General features: G+C 71.6%; 17 protein-coding genes. 6 read left to right on the forward strand and 11 right to left on the reverse strand.

Annotated elements, in window-relative coordinates; translation table 11 throughout:
* Nucleotides 1-105 precede the first annotated feature (105 nt).
* The 6 genes from AC6JA9_RS06975 to rsfS form a co-directional block, all read right to left on the reverse strand.
* The gene (locus AC6JA9_RS06975) at nt 106-1,374 is read right to left on the reverse strand and encodes an SBBP repeat-containing protein (protein WP_497959317.1); all 1,269 of its coding nucleotides are present in this window, start codon (nt 1,372-1,374) and stop codon (nt 106-108) included.
* 209 nt (nt 1,375-1,583) lie between these two features.
* A complete protein-coding gene (locus AC6JA9_RS06980) occupies nt 1,584-2,285 on the reverse strand; it encodes a ComF family protein (RefSeq protein ID WP_223746276.1) in 702 nt (233 codons plus the stop codon).
* Between the two features lie 158 nt (nt 2,286-2,443).
* Nucleotides 2,444-3,985, reverse strand: a complete 1,542-nt coding sequence (gpmI, locus tag AC6JA9_RS06985; protein WP_267697806.1) for a 2,3-bisphosphoglycerate-independent phosphoglycerate mutase — start codon at nt 3,983-3,985, stop codon at nt 2,444-2,446.
* 86 nt (nt 3,986-4,071) lie between these two features.
* A complete protein-coding gene (locus AC6JA9_RS06990) occupies nt 4,072-5,223 on the reverse strand; it encodes an RNA ligase RtcB family protein (RefSeq protein ID WP_223746280.1) in 1,152 nt (383 codons plus the stop codon).
* Nucleotides 5,224-5,294: 71 nt separating this feature from the next.
* A complete protein-coding gene (locus AC6JA9_RS06995) occupies nt 5,295-5,759 on the reverse strand; it encodes a 23S rRNA (pseudouridine(1915)-N(3))-methyltransferase RlmH (protein WP_483579392.1) in 465 nt (154 codons plus the stop codon).
* The gene (gene rsfS / locus AC6JA9_RS07000; protein WP_473566271.1) at nt 5,756-6,328 is read right to left on the reverse strand and encodes a ribosome silencing factor; all 573 of its coding nucleotides are present in this window, start codon (nt 6,326-6,328) and stop codon (nt 5,756-5,758) included. Before rsfS ends, AC6JA9_RS06995 begins: the two co-directional genes overlap by 4 nt.
* A 60-nt stretch (nt 6,329-6,388) precedes the next feature.
* On the opposite strand from rsfS, the gene AC6JA9_RS07005 reads away from it, so the two are divergent.
* Entirely contained in the window at nt 6,389-6,703 is a 315-nt protein-coding gene (locus tag AC6JA9_RS07005) for a tetratricopeptide repeat protein (protein ID WP_497959318.1), read from the forward strand.
* Between the two features lie 6 nt (nt 6,704-6,709).
* Here the strand turns inward: AC6JA9_RS07005 and AC6JA9_RS07010 are convergent, their stop codons facing one another.
* A complete protein-coding gene (locus tag AC6JA9_RS07010; protein WP_223746284.1) occupies nt 6,710-7,774 on the reverse strand; it encodes a hypothetical protein in 1,065 nt (354 codons plus the stop codon).
* Between the two features lie 99 nt (nt 7,775-7,873).
* Between AC6JA9_RS07010 and AC6JA9_RS07015 the strand changes: the two genes are divergently transcribed.
* Nucleotides 7,874-8,413 (forward strand): hypothetical protein, encoded by a 540-nt coding sequence (locus tag AC6JA9_RS07015; protein ID WP_223746285.1) that lies wholly within the window; start codon nt 7,874-7,876, stop codon nt 8,411-8,413.
* Between the two features lie 13 nt (nt 8,414-8,426).
* Here the strand turns inward: AC6JA9_RS07015 and AC6JA9_RS07020 are convergent, their stop codons facing one another.
* Together AC6JA9_RS07020 and AC6JA9_RS07025 are read right to left on the reverse strand one after the other, a co-directional pair.
* The gene (locus AC6JA9_RS07020) at nt 8,427-9,494 is read right to left on the reverse strand and encodes a coiled-coil domain-containing protein (protein WP_473566272.1); all 1,068 of its coding nucleotides are present in this window, start codon (nt 9,492-9,494) and stop codon (nt 8,427-8,429) included.
* A gap of 174 nt (nt 9,495-9,668) precedes the next feature.
* Complete coding sequence (locus AC6JA9_RS07025) at nt 9,669-11,075, reverse strand: sigma-54-dependent transcriptional regulator (protein WP_223784778.1); 1,407 nt, start codon at nt 11,073-11,075, stop codon at nt 9,669-9,671.
* Between the two features lie 160 nt (nt 11,076-11,235).
* Here AC6JA9_RS07025 and AC6JA9_RS07030 point away from each other — a divergent pair, with 160 nt between their 5' ends.
* The 3 genes from AC6JA9_RS07030 to AC6JA9_RS07040 all read left to right on the forward strand — a co-directional run bounded on the left by AC6JA9_RS07030 (nt 11,236) and on the right by AC6JA9_RS07040 (nt 14,834).
* The gene (locus AC6JA9_RS07030; RefSeq protein ID WP_223746288.1) at nt 11,236-11,811 is read left to right on the forward strand and encodes an NUDIX hydrolase; all 576 of its coding nucleotides are present in this window, start codon (nt 11,236-11,238) and stop codon (nt 11,809-11,811) included.
* A 225-nt stretch (nt 11,812-12,036) separates the two neighbouring features.
* A complete protein-coding gene (locus AC6JA9_RS07035) occupies nt 12,037-12,813 on the forward strand; it encodes an iron-containing redox enzyme family protein (RefSeq protein ID WP_223746289.1) in 777 nt (258 codons plus the stop codon).
* A 230-nt stretch (nt 12,814-13,043) separates the two neighbouring features.
* On the forward strand, nt 13,044-14,834 hold the full coding sequence (locus AC6JA9_RS07040) for a methyl-accepting chemotaxis protein (RefSeq protein ID WP_483577128.1): 1,791 nt from the start codon (nt 13,044-13,046) through the stop codon (nt 14,832-14,834).
* Here AC6JA9_RS07040 and AC6JA9_RS07045 read toward each other — a convergent pair.
* Both AC6JA9_RS07045 and AC6JA9_RS07050 read right to left on the reverse strand, forming a co-directional pair.
* On the reverse strand, nt 14,818-16,290 hold the full coding sequence (locus AC6JA9_RS07045) for a sensor histidine kinase (RefSeq protein ID WP_408887969.1): 1,473 nt from the start codon (nt 16,288-16,290) through the stop codon (nt 14,818-14,820). The two genes, AC6JA9_RS07040 and AC6JA9_RS07045, sit on opposite strands and share 17 nt — an antisense overlap.
* 70 nt (nt 16,291-16,360) lie before the next feature.
* Complete coding sequence (locus AC6JA9_RS07050) at nt 16,361-17,674, reverse strand: chitosanase (protein ID WP_223746292.1); 1,314 nt, start codon at nt 17,672-17,674, stop codon at nt 16,361-16,363.
* Nucleotides 17,675-17,850: 176 nt separating this feature from the next.
* Between AC6JA9_RS07050 and AC6JA9_RS07055 the strand changes: the two genes are divergently transcribed.
* Nucleotides 17,851-18,120 (forward strand): GlsB/YeaQ/YmgE family stress response membrane protein, encoded by a 270-nt coding sequence (locus AC6JA9_RS07055; protein WP_046711358.1) that lies wholly within the window; start codon nt 17,851-17,853, stop codon nt 18,118-18,120.
* Nucleotides 18,121-18,126: the final 6 nt, after the last annotated feature.

Raw genomic sequence — 18,126 nt, forward strand, 5'->3', positions numbered from 1 at the left:
ATCGCGCCCTCGACGATTGGCCACCGCGAAGCTTCCGTCCTGGATTCCGCGTGAGACAGGCAACGAACACCTGTCCCACGTCCGGACACGGAATGCGGGCCTGTCTCAGAAGCGGACGAGGAACGCGTCGTAGCTGCCCGCGTTGGTGCCGCCCAGGCTGCCGTAGGTGGAGCCCGTCACGTAGGCATTGCCGCTGGTGTCCACCGCCACGCCGCTGCCGACGTCGGGCAGGTGGGTGCCGACGACGCGCGTGCCCAGCTTGGTGCCCGAGCCGTCGTAGCGGGTGAAGAATGAGTCCTGGCTGCCGGCGTACGGCTGGCCGTCCAGGGCGTTGGCCGTATAGCCCGTGACGTTCACGGTGCCGCTGGCGGCCACGGCGACGCCGCTCGCGTAGTCGGGCTGCGCGCCGCCGAGCAGGCGGCTCCACTGGCGGTTGCCCACGGCGTCATAGCGGGCGAGCACCACGTCGATGGTGCCGGCGTTGGTGTGGCCGTCGAGGGTGCCGAAGGTGTCGCCGACGAGGTAGGCGCCGCCGTCGGGGCTCACCGCCACGCCCTTGGCGTCGTCGAGGTCGGAGAGGTCCAGCTGGCGCACCCACTGGGTGGCGCCGAGGATGTCCAGGCGCAGCAGGAACAGGTCCGTGCCCGTGGGCGTGGTGGCGCCGTCGAGGCTGCCGCTCGTCTGTCCCACGACGTACACCTTGTGGTCCGGCGTCACGGCGATGCCGCGCGCGATGTCGCTGCTCGTCGTGCCCAGCTGCCTGAGCCAGTACGGGTTGCCGGCGGAGTCGTAGAGGCCCACGAGGGCGTCGTAGTGGCCGGGGTTGCCGCCGTTGGCGAAGCTGCCGCCGGTGTAGCCGGAGAAGTACAGCGTGTCGTCCGCGCCGATGGCCAGGCCCGTGCCGAAGTCATCCATCTGCGTGCCCTGCTGGCGCACCCAGAGCTGTTGGCCCTGCGGGCTGTACTTGGCGATGAAGAAGTCATAGCCGCCGGCGTTCGTGTGGAAGCCCATCGAGCCGTACGTCCGGCCCGTCACGTACACGTTCCCCTCGGAGTCGGTGGCCGCGGCGGCGGGGCGGTCATCCTCGGGCGTGCCGAACTGGTGCACCCACTGCAGCGCGCCCGCGGTGTCGTACTTCGCGACGAAGACGTCGTTGCCGCCGGCCTTGGGCTCGGGGCCGAGCTGGCTGGTGGTGTTGCCCACGACATAGACGGCGGTGCCCGCGACGGCGACGGCGCGGGCCTGCTCGTCGAGGTTGGCGCCGAACTGCCGCGTCCACGAGGGCGCGGGGACCTGGGCCTGGACGGGGGCGGGGAGGCCCAGCGCGCACACGGCACCGGCGAGGGCGAACGAGCTCAACACGGGGAGCTTCATCACGGACTCCGTTTCGAAGAGGGGGGAAGCGAGCCGTGAAACGCGACTCGAAATGTCTCGTGACACGGCACTGATGCAAGAACACGGGACGGAAAGTCGCGGAAGATGGGTAATGAAAGACACGCGGGGTCCGCGCTGAATCCGGGCGTGAGTTGTCGTGGACCCGGTTGCAGTTGACGCGCTGTGACAGTTGCTGCGTCAGGTGGTGTTCACGTCATGGTGAAGGCGCGGGCGAGGGTGAGGACCTCGACGCGGGTGGCGCCGGCGACCAGGAGCGCGGTGGCCGCGGCGCGCGCGGTGGCGCCGGTGGTGAAGACGTCATCGAGGAGGAGCACGTCGCGCCCCGCGAGGTCGTCCGAGGCGACGAAGGCGTCCGCGACGTTGTCGGCGCGCTCGGCCTCGGTGAGGCCCACCTGTCGTTGGGTCTCCCGCGTGCGCGTGAGCAGCCCGACGGGGGCGCGCAGGCCCAGGTGTTTCGCCAGCGCGCCCGCGAGCAGCTGGGCCTGGTCGTACTTGCGCGCGTGGTAGCGGCGGGTGTGGAGCGGCAGCGCGACGACGAGGCGGGGCGCGCGGGTGAGGAAGCGGTGGGCCTCGGCCGCGAGCATCTCGCCGAGGGGCGCGGCCAGCTCCGGGTGGTCTTCGTACTTGAAGCGGTGGACGGCGCGGGCCACGGGGCCTTCGTGCGCGAACGGGGCCCAGGCGCGCAAGAAGGGTGGGGGAGAAGCGCGGCAGCGTGGGCACATGCCGGCGGGGAACGGACCCGGCTCCGCGCAGGTGCGGCAGCACACGGGCGGCAGGCGCTCCACGGCGGTGTCGCAGGGCTCGCAGAAGAAGGCGCCGGGACCTGGGAGGACCTTCGCGCAGGCGATGCACGCGGGAGGGTAGAGCACGTCCAGCAGGGCCCTCAGCATGGGCGCGCGCTCGTGGACGCCCGCTGCGTGGAACCCCTGCACCCGACTCGTGTCGTCCCCATCCCCATCGCCCGTTCCCCCACCGCCCGCTTGGGAACGCTAGGCGGCGGTGGAGGGGAGCGTCGAGTGGATTCGTGGGGCCCGGAGGGGCCGCGTGCTCAGGGCAGCACGCCCTGCCGGTTCATCTCCTTCGACTGCGGCAGGTTCATCACCTTGCACAGCGTGGGCGCGATGTCCGCGAGGATGCCGGGGCGCAGCTTCTGTCCCCGGAACGCCGGGTGGATGAGGTGGAAGGGCACCGGGTTCAGCGTGTGCGCCGTGTGCGGCTCGCCCGTCACCGGGTCCACCATCTGCTCGCAGTTGCCGTGGTCCGCCGAGATGGCCATCACCCAGCCGTTGCGCTCGCACGCCTTGCCGAGCACGCCCAGGCACTCGTCCACCACCCGCACCGCCTGCATCGCCGCGTCCAGCCGGCCGCTGTGCCCCACCATGTCCGGGTTGGCGAAGTTCGCCAGCGCGAAGTCATACGTCCCCGAATCCAGCCGCCGCACCAGCTCCGCCGTCACCTCGCGCGCCGCCATCTCCGGCTTCAAGTCGTACGTCTTCACGTCGCGCGGACTCGGCACCAGGTGCCGGTCCTCACCCGGATACACAACTTCGCGCCCGCCGTTGAAGAAGAACGTCACGTGCGCGTACTTCTCCGTCTCCGCCGTGCGGAACTGCCGCAGCCCCTGCCGCGCCAGAATCTCCGGGAAGATGTCCTGCGGCTGGTCCGGCGCGAACGCCACCGGCAGGTCGAAGGTCTCGTCGTACTGGGTCATGCACACGTACCGCCCCAGCCGGAGCCCGCCCCGGTCGAACTCCTTGAACGTCGGATACGCCAGGGCCTGCGTCAGCTCCCGCGCCCGGTCCGCGCGGAAGTTGAAGAACACCACCGTGTCCCCATCCTGGATGCGGCCCACGGGCGTCCCATCCCCGCTCGCCATCACCGTGGGCTTCACGAACTCGTCCGTCACCTTCTCCGCGTACGACGCGCGGATGGCGCTCAGCGCGTCCGGCGCCTTGGGACCGCGCGCGTGCACCAGCGCCTCGTACGCCAGCTGCACCCGGTCCCACCGCTTGTCGCGGTCCATCGCGTAGTACCGCCCGCTCACCGTGGCGATGCGGCCCGTGTGCGTCTCGTGGAGGAAGCGCTCCAGCGCCTCCACGTAGCCCAGCGCGCTCTGCGGCGGCGTGTCACGTCCGTCCAGGAACGCGTGCACGTACACGTGCGGCACACCCCGCTCCCGCGCCGCCTTCAGGAGCGCGTACAGGTGCTCCATCGACGAGTGCACCCCACCCGGCGACACCAACCCCAACAGGTGCAGCGCCTTGCCGTCCGCCTTCACGCCGTCCATCGCCGCGCGGAGCACCGGGTTCTGCGCCAGCTCCCCCGACTCGGCCGCGCGGTTGATGCGCACCAGGTCCTGGTAGACGATGCGACCGGCGCCGATGTTGGTGTGGCCGACCTCCGAGTTGCCCATCTGCCCCTCGGGCAGACCCACGGCCAGCCCCGAGGTCTGTAGCTCGGTGAACGGGTAGGGGCTCGTCAGCTTGTCCAGGTTCGGCGTGCCGGCCAGGAGGATGGCGTTCGCCTCTCGCTCGTGGCGGATGCCCCAACCATCCAGGATGCAGAGCAATACCTTGTGCGCGGGAGTCATGCCCGAACCCTAACCACGCACCCGCCGGACGCGGAGGGGAAAAACGCGCTGCGACTCCAGGGCCGGCTTCTTCCCACGGGCCCGCGCTACTCCTCGTGGGAGCGCGTCTTGTACGTCAGCACCGGCGCCAGCGTGGCCACCACCTTCACCAGCCCCGCCTCCACCAGGTCCGTCACCACCCGGTCGATGGCCTTGTACGCCTGCGGCGCCTCCTCGAAGAGCAGGTCCTTGTTCTCGCAGACGACGTGGCTCTTGAAGCTCGTCCGGGTGAGCGACTCCGCCGTGAAGCGCTCCTTGATGCGCTCCCGGGCCGCCGTGCGCGTCCACTTGCGCCCCGCGCCGTGCGCCAGGCTGTACGCGCTGCCCGTCCCATCCCCCACCGGCGCCACCAGATAGCTCAGCGCGCCACGACTGCCCGGAATCACCACGGGCCCCTCGTCCGCTGGCGCCGCGCCCTTGCGATGCAACCACCTCAGGGCCCCGTCCTCGCGTCGTGGGGTGACGCTGTTGTGGCAGACATCCAACACTCGCCGCGCCGGAGCGCCGATGCCATCCAGCACCCTGCGCGCCACCAGCGCCCGGTTGGCCCGGGCCCACGCCACCGCGTGGTCATGCCGCGTCAGGTACGCCCGCGCCTCGTCCGAGCCCGCCGTCAGCCCGCCCGCCGCGTGCCGGTCCACGTGGGCCCGCAGAATCGCCTCGCCCAGCCCCCGCGAGCCCGAGTGCACCAGCAGCAGCAACCGGTCCGCCTCCAGCCCCAGCTCGGCGAACGCCCGCGCGTCGTGCACCGCGTCCACCCGCTGCAGCTCCGCGAAGTGGTTGCCGCCGCCCACCGTGCCCAGCGCCCCCTCGAAGCCCGAGGGCCTCACCCCTTCCTCCGCCAGGAACCCCTCCACGTCACCGTTCCAGGGTCCCTCCACATCCAGCTTCGAGGCCCAGCGCTCGGCCTTCGACTTTCGCGCCAGCATCCCCACGTCCCACAACCCCATCCCACAGCCGATGTCGTTGCCCACCAGGTAGGGATAGAAGAGCCCCTCCGAGGTGAAGGCCGCGCCCACCGGCGCGCCCTTGCCCGGGTGCAGGTCCGGAAGTCCCACCGCGGCCTTCATTCCGGGCAGCCGCGCGACGGCCTCGAGTTGCCGCACCGCCTCACCCTCCACCCACGACTGGGGCGAGGCGATGACGCGCACGGTGGCGGCGGGGGAGGGAAGGGAGGTCTCGGTGCTGGCGGTGCTCATGGGGCCCGTTGACGCCTCCTGTCCGACGGCCCTGACGCCAGCGCGCAAGGGGGCCAGGGAGGCCCGCCTGCCTACTTGTGGTACGGCTCACCCTTGAGGATGGTGAAGGCCCGGTACAGCTGCTCCACGAGCACCACGCGCGCGAGCCGGTGGGGCAGCGTCATCTTGGACAAGGACAGCGTCAGGTGGGCCTGGGCCCGCACGCTCTCGTCCAGGCCCTCGTCGCCGCCGATGACGAAGAGCAGGTCGCGCGAGCCCGTCTGCGCCTTGCCCACGTAGCGGCCCAGCTCCACCGAGTCGATGAGCGAGCCGCGCTCGTCCAGCGCCACCAGCCAGTCCTGCGGCTTTCGCTTCGCGAGGATGGCCTGGGCCTCCGCGGCCTTGGCGTCGCCGGGCTTGAGCTTCTTGCCGCTCGCCTCGGCGAGCTCCACCAGCTCGAAGCGGGTGTAGTGCCCCAGTCTCCGGGCATACTCCTGGACCGCCGGCTCGAAGAGGCCCGAGCGGTCCTTGCCGATGGAGAGCAGGCGGACCTTCAGGACACCTTCTCCCGGGCGGCGTCCGCCCAGAGACCCTCGAGGTCGTAGTGCGCGCGCAGGTCCGCGAGGAACAGGTGGGCCACCACCTCGCCGTAGTCGAGCAGCACCCACTGGCCCGTGTCCACGCCCTCGGTGCCCAGCGCGCGCTCGGGCGCGTCACCCTGCTTGAGCTGCACCTGGACGTTCTCCGCCATGGCGCTCACCTGGCGGTCGCTCTCGCCGGAGGCGATGACGATGTAGTCCGCGTACGACGTCATGCCCCGGACATCCAGGATGACGACGTCCAGCGCCTTCTTGTCGATGAGCAGCTGCGCCATGCGGCGCGCCAGGGCCTGCGCCTGGGGGTTCTCCGCGGGGCCCGCCTTCTGCTGCGGGGCGGCTGGCAGCTTCGCCTTCTTCTTGGGCCGCAGCGGCGTCTTGCCCGTCGTCTTCTTGCGCGCCGGGGCCTTGGCCTTGGCGGGCGCCTTGCTCGCGGCGACCGTCCTGCCCGTCGCCGACTTCTTGCCGCGCGCCGGCGCCTTCTTGGCCGCGCTCTTCTTCTTGGGGGTCGTCTTCTTCTTCGTTGCCATGTGCGGCGCACCCTACCGCACCCTTGGCAACACGCCATGGGTCCTCTAAGGGTCCTGTCCATGAGCGACGCCCGGCTGGAACAGTTCAAGAAGATGGTGGCGGACTTCCCCGACTCCCCCATGAGCCACTTCTCCCTCGGCAAGCTGTACCTGGAGCGCAAGCAGTACGCCGAGGCCGCCGCCGCCCTGGAGCAGGCGGTGCGGCTGGATGGGACGTACGCGGCCGCCATGGTCTCCCTGGGGGACGCGCTGTCGGGCGCCGGGCAGTCCGAGCGCGCCCGCGAGGTGTTCACCCGGGCGAAGGAGCACGCGCTGGCCCAGGGACACCCGGGGCTGGCCGAGGAGATCGACGAGCGCATCTCCGACCTGGGCTGAGCGCCCTCAGTCGCGCCAGGTGACGCCCACGCCGAACACCTGGCGGGAGTAGCTCAAGTCGTTGCGCGGCAGCCGCGTGCTCCACAGGCCCCAGGACAGCTCCAGGTCCACGCGCTCCGAGACGGGGCGCGACAGCTTCAGGGACAGGGAGTTCTGCCCCTCGTCCTCCTCCACGAGAATGATTTCCGGCGACAGGTAGATGCCGTCCGGATAGCGCGTCACGCCCAGCGAGCCCTGCGCCAGCAGCGTCATCCGCCAGGGCAGCCGCACCCCGGCGTTCGCCGACACCCGGTGGCGCAGCACCGTCTCCCCGTAGCTGTTGGAGGAGACCTCCTGGTACGTGTAGCGCAGCCCCAGGGTCAGCGGCCCCCGGTAGTTGTAGCCGAAGCCCGCGGTGAGGGCGCCGTCCTCGCGCCGCCCCGGGGAGCTCTCCACGCCCGGACGCGGGCGCGCCAGCGGCCCGTAGCGGCGCGCGCCCCAGTCGCCGAAGACGGACAGGCTGTGGCGCCGGTCGAAGCGGTAGCGCCCCAGCACCCCCAGCTCCAGCCCGCCGAAGTTCGCCGTGGGGTCCGGCCGGTAGACGAACCTGCGCGCGCCCGCCCGCACCCGCAGCGCCAGCCGCACGTCCGGGGCGTACTCCGCGAAGGCGCTCGCGCCCAAATCCGAGTACGCGCGGGTGCCGCCCCGCCGGTCCTTCGCGTGCCCCTCCGCGCCCAGGCCGAACTCCGTGCCCAGCGCCAGCGAGGCCTCGAGCGCGCCGGCCTGGATGAGCGTGTCCTCGTCGGAGAAGCCCGCGTACTTGCGCGCCCCCAGCTCGTAGCGGCCGACGAGCTGCGTGCGCTCGAACGTCCCCTTCCCCTCGGCCGACCCCAGCACGCTCAGCGCCGGGTCCACTCCGGGCGAAGGCGTGCTGCCGTCGGTGAAGTCGCGCGGGGCGTTGGTGTCCGCCAGCAGCCGCAGGGTGCCCTTGAGCGCGCCCTCCCACTCGGCCGCGGACGCGGGGCGGGCGGTGGCGAGCACCAGGAACACCAGGAGGGTAGGGCGGACGCGGGACACGACGCGGGGCACCATACCCGGCCTCGTGCCTGCACGCCCCACTCGCGGGAGGACGGGCCCGGCCGGTTGGCTGGCGACGGTGACGACACGGCTCGCGCCCGGTACATTGCTGGAATGCGCCCTGCCTCACTTCTCGCCGCGGCGGTCGGCCTCGGGCTGGCCGCCTGCGCCCAGTCGACGTTCATCACCGAGGTGAGGGGCGAGACGACCGTGCCCGCGAGCCTGCCGGGCGGCAGCACCGAGCTCAACGCCTTCCCCCCCATCAGCAGCTTCGCGGGGATGGACTTCGACCAGAACCAGGACTTCAAGAACCAGGGGCTCTCCAAGAGCGAGGCCACCTCCGTCCACGTCGACTCGCTCTCGCTCCAGATTCTCAGCCCCAACGACGTGGACTTCACCTTCCTGGACAACGTGGAGTTCTTCGTCCGCGCCGGAGACCGCGAGTCGCGCATCGCGTGGAAGAATGACCTGTCCCGTGGCAGCCCGCGCGCGCCCAACCCCACGCTGCGGCTGGACCTGGCGGACGTGGAGCTGCAGCCCTTCGTCGCCGCGCCCACCATGAGCATCATCATCCGCGGCAAGGGCCGGACGCCCGAGCGCGAGGTGCGGCTGCGCGCGGTGGTGCGGCTCGAGGTCGAGTCCGGGCTGCTCTAGCCCGAGGGCGGCCCTACTTCGTCAGCTCCTGCGCGCGGCGCTCCAGCGCGCCGGCCCGGCCATCCAGCTCCCCGGCCAGGGCCTCCAGGCGCCTGGCCTCGGCCTCCATCGCCGTGAGGTCCACCGGACCTCCGGCGGCCAGGTCCTGGGCGCGCACCCCGTCCACCAGGGGGCGGCGGTCCGTGGCGCGGACGGACATGGGCTCGGGGCGGCCCGTGGTGGGCGTCCCGGGGGTGTCCGGCATGGAGGGCTCCGGCGGCCCGCCCGTGCCCGGGTTGCCCGACATGGGCGGCGCGTCGCTGTCGCCGCTGGCCTCCTGGAACAGGCCACCGCCGCGGTCGCTGGGCTCCACCCGCAGGCTCCGGTCCGAGCTCATCCTGAGCCGCAGCCGCCGGTCCTGCTCGTCGAACATCGACTCCTCGCCCAGGAAGTCGCTCATCCGGCGGTCCAGGTCGCGCTCTTCGCGTGCCTCGGTGATTCGCGCGCGCATCAGCTTGAGCCGCTCGCGCACCTTGTCCTCGGCGTCGCGCAGGGTGTCCGCCTGCTCCAGCAGGTCCTCCGGGTCGTCGCCGCCCGTCGTCGTCCTGTCCAGCGTGGGCACCTTGGAGGCTGGCAGCGCCAGGCGGACCGAGTCGCGCTCGGTGCGCGTGGTGCGCATCACCTCCAGCAGCGTGGCGCGCTGGGCGCGGTCCGCCGTCTTGTCCCAGGCCGTCATCAGCCGACCGAGCTCGTCCGAAAGCGCCTGGTGCAGCGCCACGTGCGCGCGCTCCGACTCGCCCTCGGCCGTGGACACCGCCTGCGCCAGCTGGGTGAGCGAGCCGCTCAGCTCCTGCGAGCGCCTGAGCGCCGTCTCCAGCTCCGTGCCCGTGGTCAGCCGCCCCTGGGCACGGGCCTTCAGCGCCTCGATGCGCTCGGCCACGCCCTGCAGCTCGTCCCGCAGCGTCTGCTGCTGGGTCCTCAGCGCCCGCGCCTCCGTCCTCGCCACCTGCGCCCGCGCGCGCGCCGCCTCCAGGCCGGACGCGGCCCAGGCGGGCACGCCCACCAAGAGGCACAACGCGAGGACGAGGGAGCGGGGGTTCATCAACAGGCCCCCATGAGCAAGGCGGATGCCAGCCCCGTGGCGCCCCCGTGTCCCCACCTCGCGCGAAAAGCGCTGGGATTCCAGGCGTCTGGGCGCGCCGGGTGGGACGGGGTGGGGAGGGGGGGCCGGTGGAAAGTCATGGGGCGTGGGCCTGGGGTCACGGATTTCCGAGGATCACCCCTCCTCGGGCGCGGTGCCCTTGGGGAGGAAGCCATACTTCTCCAGCTTGTAGTACAGCGCCGACGTCTTGATGCCCAGCAGGCGGGCGGTCTCCGTCTTCACCCCGCCGGCCTTCTCGTAGGCGCGGGCGATGAGCTGCCGCTCCAGGTCCTCCAGGATGTCCGGCAGGGGCCTGTCGCCGTGCGGCACCGGCAGCCCCGCGTCCATGCGCGGCGTGCCGCCGGTGAGGTGGCCGGGCAGGTCCTGGGCGGTGAGCACCTCCCCTTCCGCGAAGACGAGCGCCTGCTCCACCACATTCTCCAGCTCGCGCACGTTGCCGGGCCACGCGTGGCGGGCCAGGGCGCGCAGGGCGCCCTCGTCCAGCCCCGTCACCCGGCGGTTGACGCGCACCGCGTGCTTGGCGACGAAGTGGCGCGCCAGCGCGGCGATGTCCTCGGGGCGCTCGCGCAAAGGCGGCAGCACCAGCGGGACGATGTGCAGCCGGTAGTACAGGTCCTCGCGGAAGCGGCCCGCCTTCACCTCGGCCTGCAGGTCGCGGTGCGTGGCGCTCACCACGCGCACGTCCACCTTGAGCGTCTCCTCGCCGCCCACGCGCTGGATCTCCTTCTCCTGGAGCACGCGCAACAGCTTGGTCTGCACCGCGTGGGGAATCTCCCCGATTTCGTCCAGGAAGAGGGTGCCGCCGTCGGCCAGCTCGAAGCGGCCCAATTTGCGCTTCACCGCGCCGGTGAAGGCGCCGCGCTCGTGGCCGAACAGCTCGCTCTCCAACAGCGTCTCCGCCAGCGCCGCGCAGTGCACCACGACGAAGGGCCCGTCCTTGCGCGGGGACTGCTGGTGCAGCATGCGCGCGATGAGCTCCTTGCCGGTGCCGCTCTCGCCGCGAACGAGCACCGTGGCGTCGCTCATCGCCGCCTTGCGCGCCTGGGAGAGCAGCTTCTGCATGGGCTCGCTGTCGCCCACCAGGCTGCCGTGCGTCAGGGCCGCGTCCGCGTCGTGCGCGGCGGTGCGCCCCTCCAGCTTCTCCACGCGCCGGCGGGTGCTCGCCAGCTCCAGCCCCTTGTCCACCTTGGCGCGCAGCACGTCGGGCGTGAAGGGCTTGGTGATGAAGTCGTAGGCGCCCTCCTGCATGGCCCGCACGGCCGTCTCAATCGTGCCGAAGGCCGTCACCACCATGACGACGGCGGAGGCGTCCAGCGCCTTGAGGGCCTGGGTGACGGCGATGCCGTCCATGCCGTCCATCTTCAAATCCGTGACGACCAGGTCGAACGGGGCCTTGCGGTATGCGGCCAGCCCGTCCGCGCCGCCGCGCACCGCGGACACGGCGTGCCCGGAGCGCGTGAGCGTGACGGTCATCCCCTCGCGGAGGGTGTCGTGGTCGTCGATGACGAGAATGCGCGCCATGCAGGTGCTTGCCCTCAGGTCCTCATGCCAGCGGGGCCGGCCGCCCCGGGTGCGTCCGCATGAGAACACACCCGGCCAGAACCCTACACCGCCCCGGGCGGGCCGGCCGCTTCCAGAAGGCGCTGGCGTGTGAGGGCCCGCCGGGGATACGTGGTCGCGCATGGAATCCCAGAACGCCCACGCCCTGCGGGAGCTCCTGGCGCGCCACGTCCCCGGGGACGACAAGGAGCGCCAGGACCTGGAGCGGATGCGCCACCACGCGGCCACGCTCGCCTCGCCCTTCTCCCGCGCGCAGGCCACGGCGCACTTCACCGGCAGCGCGGTGGTGGTGGACCCTCGGGGCGAGCGCGTGGTGATGGTGCTGCACGGCAAGCTCCACCGGTGGCTGCAGCCGGGCGGACACGCGGACCCGGCGGACGGCGGCGACATGGAGGCCACCGCCCTGCGCGAGGCGCGCGAGGAGACCGGCTGCCGCGTGGTGCTCCACCCCACCGCGCCCCGCCCGCTGGACGTGGACGTCCACACCATCCCCGCGCGCCGCGACGAGCCGGAGCACCAGCACCTGGACGTGCGCTACCTCGTCGTGGCCGAGGACCCGGAGTCGCTCGCGCACGACCCCCACGAGTCCTCCGGCGCGCAGTGGCTCACGTGGGACGAGGCGCTCGCCCGCGCGGACGAGGCGCCGCTCCAGCGCATGCTGGAGAAGGCGCGCCGCCAGGTGGCCCGCACCCCGTGACGGCGGGCGCGAGTCGCCGTCGGTCGGAGAGACAGGCCCGCTGTGGGGCGCGCGACGCCTCCAGGTGCCCCCGGCTGAAATCTGAAACAAGGCGGTGAGAAAAGCGTCGGGCGACGACAGTCGCGTGGCCTCGTGGAGGTGCTGTCACCACTATGGGGCCGCCCTGGCGGGTGAGGGGGGCCATGTCGGTCTGGAACCCGCCGGGTGCAGGAGCCTCGTGCCGCCATGTCGTCTTCCGAGCAGGAAGTGCGCAGCCTCACGTCTCGTGTGCCCGTGCGTCGCTATGGGCCTCCGCCGCTGAACCCGTCGGCGCATCCCCGCTGGCTCGAGTCCATGCTGGATGCGACCCGCCGGGACTGGGACGCGGCGTGCTGGCCTCCGCTGTTCCGCGCCACCGCCGAGGGCCGGCGCCCGCCGCTGGTGTACTGGCGCCGCGTGCTGTCGCAGTTCTTCCTCATCGTCGAGTCCTTCCCCAAGTACATGGCCCTGTCGCTGGCCAAGACGACGTACGGCCGCTCCGAGGGGGACGCGAGCATCCGCCGCTGGCTCCTGCAGAACCTGGCCGTGGAGGCGCGCCACGCGGAGTGGTTCATCGACTGGGTGCGCGCGCTCGGCCTGGAGCCCGAGGCGCTCTTCCAGGTGCGGCCGCTGCCGGAGCTCCAGGCGCTGCACGCGCACCTGCGAGACACCTGTGCCCGGGGCACGCTGGCGGAGGGCATCGCCGCGTCCAACTGGGCCATCGAGGGCATCACCGGCGTGTGGACGCGCGACGTGGTGGAGCCCTTCCGCGCCTATGCCGCGGACGGCGCGCGCATCGACGCCAGCGCGATGATGTGGCTCAAGGCGCACGCTCGCTATGACGACCTGCACCCGGTGGAGGCGCTCGAAATCCTCAAGCTCTGCACGGACCCCACCGGGGACGAGCCTGCCCGGGTGCTCGACGCCACGCGCAAGTCCCTGCGCCTGTATACCTCCGCCATCCGCGCCTGCTGTGTGGATTGAGGCTGAAATCGCCGCGTCTGTCTTCTTGCTCAACCTTTCCGGGGGAGGTTGATTTCCAGATTGTGTATGCCTTTCGACGAGCGCCCGGCTGACGGGAGTGCAATGTCTGGAACCGGGCGTGCGCCGCTCGCTTTCGTCTCGACGACGTGCGGAGAATGGGGTCGTCCGCCATCCCTCCATTCCTGGACTCACCGCGTCCCCTGGCCGGAGGCGCGGGAAGGCAATCCCGCATGAGCATCGAAGATTCGTTGATTCGCGAGTATCGCTGGCGCGCGCTCAGGGTGTTCATGTCCTGGGTGGTCCCCGCGGCGCCCATCGCGGCGTACCTCAACGGCATGTCCATGGGCGTCGCCGGGTGGGAGGGCGTGAGGGCGGTGGCGTGGGTGCTGCCGCCCATCCTGGTGGGCCTGGGGATGCTCTACCCCGCGCTGCTGATGCGGTGGATGGTGGGCAACGCGCTGCGCGCGCGCGCGGGCGACAAGCCGGGTGAGCGACTGGAGCGCATCCTGCGGCTGCCGTGGCGCGTGGCGGTGGGGACGTCGTGGGTGGGGTGGACGCTGGGGGGCTTCTGGTTCAGCCTCCACGTGTGCCTGACGTGGCACAAGGATTTGTCGCAGGTGGTGCTGGGGACCATCATCGGCGTGTGCTGTGGCGTGCTGCTGGGCTTTCCCATCAGCGTCTCGCTGGAGCGGATGTTGTTGCCGCTGGCGCTGGAGGAGCAGCGCAAGCACGCGACGGTGGCGCTGGCGGGCGGCGGCTTCTCGTGGCCCCGGCAGGCGTGGTTCCTGCCCTTCACCTTCGGCGGCTCCATCATCTCCGCGCTGGTGCTCAGCGGCTGCGTGGTGGTGGTGAAGCTGGAGGCCATCCGGGACACGCTGGCGCTGGAGCTGGAGTCGGAGGGCGCGCGGCGCTCGGCGCGGATGCTGATGGAGCTGGGCGGGGTGCTGGCGGGGGAGCTGACGTTCAGCCTGGCGTGGGTGGGCGGGCTCCTGCTGCTGCCGGGCATCACCATGTGGATGCTGGCGCGCAGGCAGGCGCGGGCGGCGGACGCGGTGGGGCAGGCGATTGAATCCGTGGCGGCGGGGCGCGTGGTGGCGCCCGCGTGGGTGTCCACGGACGAGATGGGGGACCTGGCCGAAGGCATGAACGCGGTGCTGGCGCGGCTGCGTCAGCTTCCCCTGACGCTGCAGGCCTCGGCGGCGCGGCTGGGGGAGGCGGGCGGGCACCTGCGCGCGGCGAACGACGCGCAGCAGCAGAGCCTGTCGAAGCAGTCGGCGGCGCTGCACCAGGCGCAGGTGACGTCGGAGGAGATACGGCGCACCTCGAGCATGGCGGCGGACCGGGCGGAGGCGGTGCTGCAGGTGGCCCGGCGCGCGGAGGCGCTGGGGCTGCAGGGCGAGGCGGCGGTGGAGAAGAGCGTGGCGGGGCTGGCGGACATCCGCGGCGCGGTGGACGGCATCCAGCAGCGGCTGGACAAGCTGGCCCGGAGCGCCTCGCTGATTGGCGACATCACGGAGACGGTGAAGGACCTGGCCGCCCAGTCGCACCTGCTCGCGGTGAACGCGGCCATCGAGGCGGCGCGCTCGGGGGAGCAGGGCAAGGGCTTCGCGGTGGTGGCCCGCGAGGTGCGGGCGCTGGCGGACCAGTCGCTGCAGTCCACGCGGCGCATCCGCGACGTGCTCCAGGACGTCAGCGTGGGCATCCAGGACGCGGCCCGCATGGGCGAGCAGGGCGTGCGCACCATCGGCACGGGGCTGGACCAGATGCGGGCGTCGGGCGACTCGCTGCGGGCCTTGTCGCTGATGTCGCAGGAGAACTCGGCCGCGGCCCGTCAGATTGCCGCCGCCGTGACGCAGCAGAACGCGGGCATCTCGCAGATCTCCATCGCCGTCTCGGACCTGTCGCAAATCATGGACGAGACGATGAAGCGCCTGGAGTCCACGCAGGAGGCCACGAGCACGCTCGCGCAGGTGTCCGGCGAGGTGGGGCAGATGGCGCGTCAGTTCAACGAGGCGGGCTGACGGCGCCCAACGGCAGCGTCAGGGTGAAGGTGGTGTCGCCCGGCGTGGACGTCAGGTGCAGCTCGCCCCCGTGGGCGCGGGCAATCTTGCGCGCCAGGGGCAGGCCCAGGCCGGTGCCCTTCTCCCGGGTGGTGAAGAAGGGCTCGAAGATGCGCTCCTTCTGGAGGTCGGGCACGCCCGCGCCGGCGTCGTGGACCTGGATGGCGTAGCGCCCGTCGCGCACGGCGCCGTGGATGCGCACGTGGCCTCCGGATGGCGAGGCCTGCACGGCGTTCTTCACCAGGTTCAAGAGGGCGGCGGTGAGCAGGCTGCCGTCGGCCTCGAGCAGGGCGAAGGAGGCGTCCACGTCCAGCACCACGTTCCGGGACTGGGCCTCCGCGGAGGACAGCTCGCTGACGATGGACAGGAGCGCGGGGGCCTCCACGGGCGCGCGGGCCAGGGGCTGCTCGCGGGCGAAGGCGAGGAAGTCCTCGACGATGCGCTGCAGGAAGGCCACCTCGCGCTGGATGCGCTCGACGTGCGCGCGCGCGTCCTCGTGGGCGCCGGCGCGGAGGTCCTCCTGGAGCAGGCCGGAGAACAGGGCGATGCCGCCCAGGGGATTTCGCACCTCGTGGGCGACGCCCGCGAGCATCATCTTGAGCTGTCTGTCCCGGCCCTCCAGCGCGCCGCGCATCTCCTCCAGCTCGCGCGCGAGCACGCCGATTTCGCGCGTGGGCTCGGGCGGCACGGGCGTGGTGAGGTCGCCCCGGCCGATGCGCAGGGCGGAGTCCATCAGCCGGCGCAGGGGGCGCGCGAGGCCCCGCGCGGTGAGCAGCGCGACGACGGCGAGCGCGGCTAGGGCGAGTGCGCCCATGATGGCGAAGGTGCGCGACAGCCGCTGCAGGGGGCCGAAGAAGGCCGCGCTGCCCTCCACGCCCACCGCGCCCACCACCTGGCCCGCCAGGGTGATGGGGGCATAGCCCGTCTTGTAGAGGCGTCCGTCGGAGCCGGTGAAGAGCACCTGGCTGGCGGCGTGCTGGCCGGCGAAGACGCGCGCCAGCTCCAGCCTGTCGCGCGCGAGCTCCGGCACCTCCGCGCCCACGGGCAGGCCGCCGCCCACGTCCGCGCGGACGCGGCCCTGGACGTCGACGGCGAAGACGCGGCGCACGTTGCTGGCCTCGCGCACGCCCTCGAGCAGGCGCACCACGTTGCGCCAGGTGCGGGTGCCGCCCACGTCGTCGCCGGGCTCGATGGTGAGCATGCGCTCGCCGTTGAGCTGGCTGGCGGTGGCGGCGGCGATGTTGGAGAGGCTGGTGCCCAGCTCCTCCTCGAGGATGGCGCGCGCCAGCTGGTACACCGCCGTGCCCGTCACCGCGAGGATGAGCAGGGTGGGGACGAGGAACGCCGCGAGCAGCCGCGTCGACAACAGGTGCGGGACGTCCCGCCAGCGGAAGGTGTCTCGGCGCTCCGGGCTCATGCGTGGGCCGGACTCTACTCCGTCGGCCCACGCACGAGGGACTGACGCTCCCCGGGCGCTCACCCACCCCTCACTGACACGAGAACGTGTACGAGCCGGGGGTGCTCCAGGTGCCGTCCGCGTTGATGTTGCGCACGGTGTAGCCGCTGAACGGATAGGGCGAGTTCCAGCAGTCGCTGGCGCGCACGTCGTTGCGCACGGCGGCGGACAAATCCCAGTTGCCCCGGCGGCGCAGCTTCTCGTACGCGGCCACGCGGTCGATGGCCTGCAGCCACGTGGCGTCCGCCGCCAGCACGTCGCGGCGCTTCTCCAGGAAGCGCTGTAGCCACGACGACTCCGTGATTCCGTTGTAGCCCACCGCCGGCGCCACCTGGGCCGTGTTGCCCAGCGCGTTGTTCGCCGCGCGCACCAGGCTCTTCACCCCTGACTCGCCGTGGTTGATGTACGCGTCATACAGCGCCATCTTCGACAGCGCGCTCGTGGCGCCCCACTTGTTCGCCTCCGCCATGGCCGGCGTGTAGTAGAACTGGTCGCTGACCTGGTCCTGGCACGCCTTGAAGTCCGCGCGCGTGGTGGTGTTGTTGTAGCTGGCGGCCCAGTCCGCCCGCCAGTTGCCGATGACATCCAGCTCCGACGTGGATGGCTGCGATTGCCCCGTGGACAGGAAGCGGTTGTTGATGGTCGTCAGCCCCGGCATGTACTTGGCCATCACGTTGCCATTGGCCGCGCTGCGCCGCGCGTTGTAGCACTGGATGACCTGGATGGCGTCGCCCGTGCCCGTGCAGAACCCCGCGCGCCCGCTGGTGTACCCGCGCCCGTCCTGGATGTTCTCCGAGTACGCATACGCCAGCACCGGCGTGTCGTTCTCCCAGATGCTCGTGAGCCCCTCCGACACCTTCTTCTGGTTCTCCGTCAGCCCACCTCCCGGGGGAGGCGGCGTGCTCCCGCAGCTCGGGTCGCTGATGACGATGTTGCTCGCCGTCCACGACGTGTTCGAGTTCGTCGAGTAGTAGAACGTGTAGGACGCGTTCACCCCCACCGTCAGCCCCGAGGTGCGCGAGTACGTGCACGTGCTCCCGCTCTGCGTGTGCGTCCAGCCCGGCTCGTCGTGGTCGCACGTCACGCCGCTGGGAACCCCGAACGCAATCGTCGGGCTCGTCATCGCCGCCGCGCCCGTGTTCTTGAAGACGATGGTGCCCCACCAGTCCGCGCCCACGTACGTGTTCGTCGTAATCACATACGCGCAGGCCGCGAGCCCCTGCTCCCCACGGGCCTCCTCCACCGGCCCACCTCCCACCTCCGCCCCACCACACCCCACCAGGGCCCCCGCCCACAGCAGGGCTCCGCACTTCATCCACAGTGAATCATTCCGATGACGACCCATGGGCGCTCTCCTTTGCGCGGTGTCTTTCTTCAGCTACCTCCGAAAGAACGGAAAGTCAGTCAAAACCAGCTCGACGCCCGCTTGCCTGCCCTGCGAACGGCCCGGCCTCCGTTCGAACGCGAACCGGCGTGCTTAGGTTTGCGCCAGACACATCAGTGCGACCCGAGGAGGAAGAGATGTCTTTGGAAACGATTCTAGTGTGGGCGGTCATCGGCCTCATCGCCGGGTGGTTGGCGTCGGCCGTGGTCGGCGGGGGCTACGGGCTCATCGGCGACATCGTCGTGGGTGTGGTGGGAGCGTTCCTGGGCGGCTTCATCTTCCGTGCACTGGGAGCGGGCACGCCCTTCGGCGGCCTGGCCGGGACCATCTTCGTGGCCTTCATCGGAGCGGTGGTGCTGCTGCTCATCCTGAGAGCCATCCACTCGACACGCGTCCGACGCACATGAGTGGGC

Source organism: Myxococcus sp. MH1 (genome assembly GCF_059738865.1).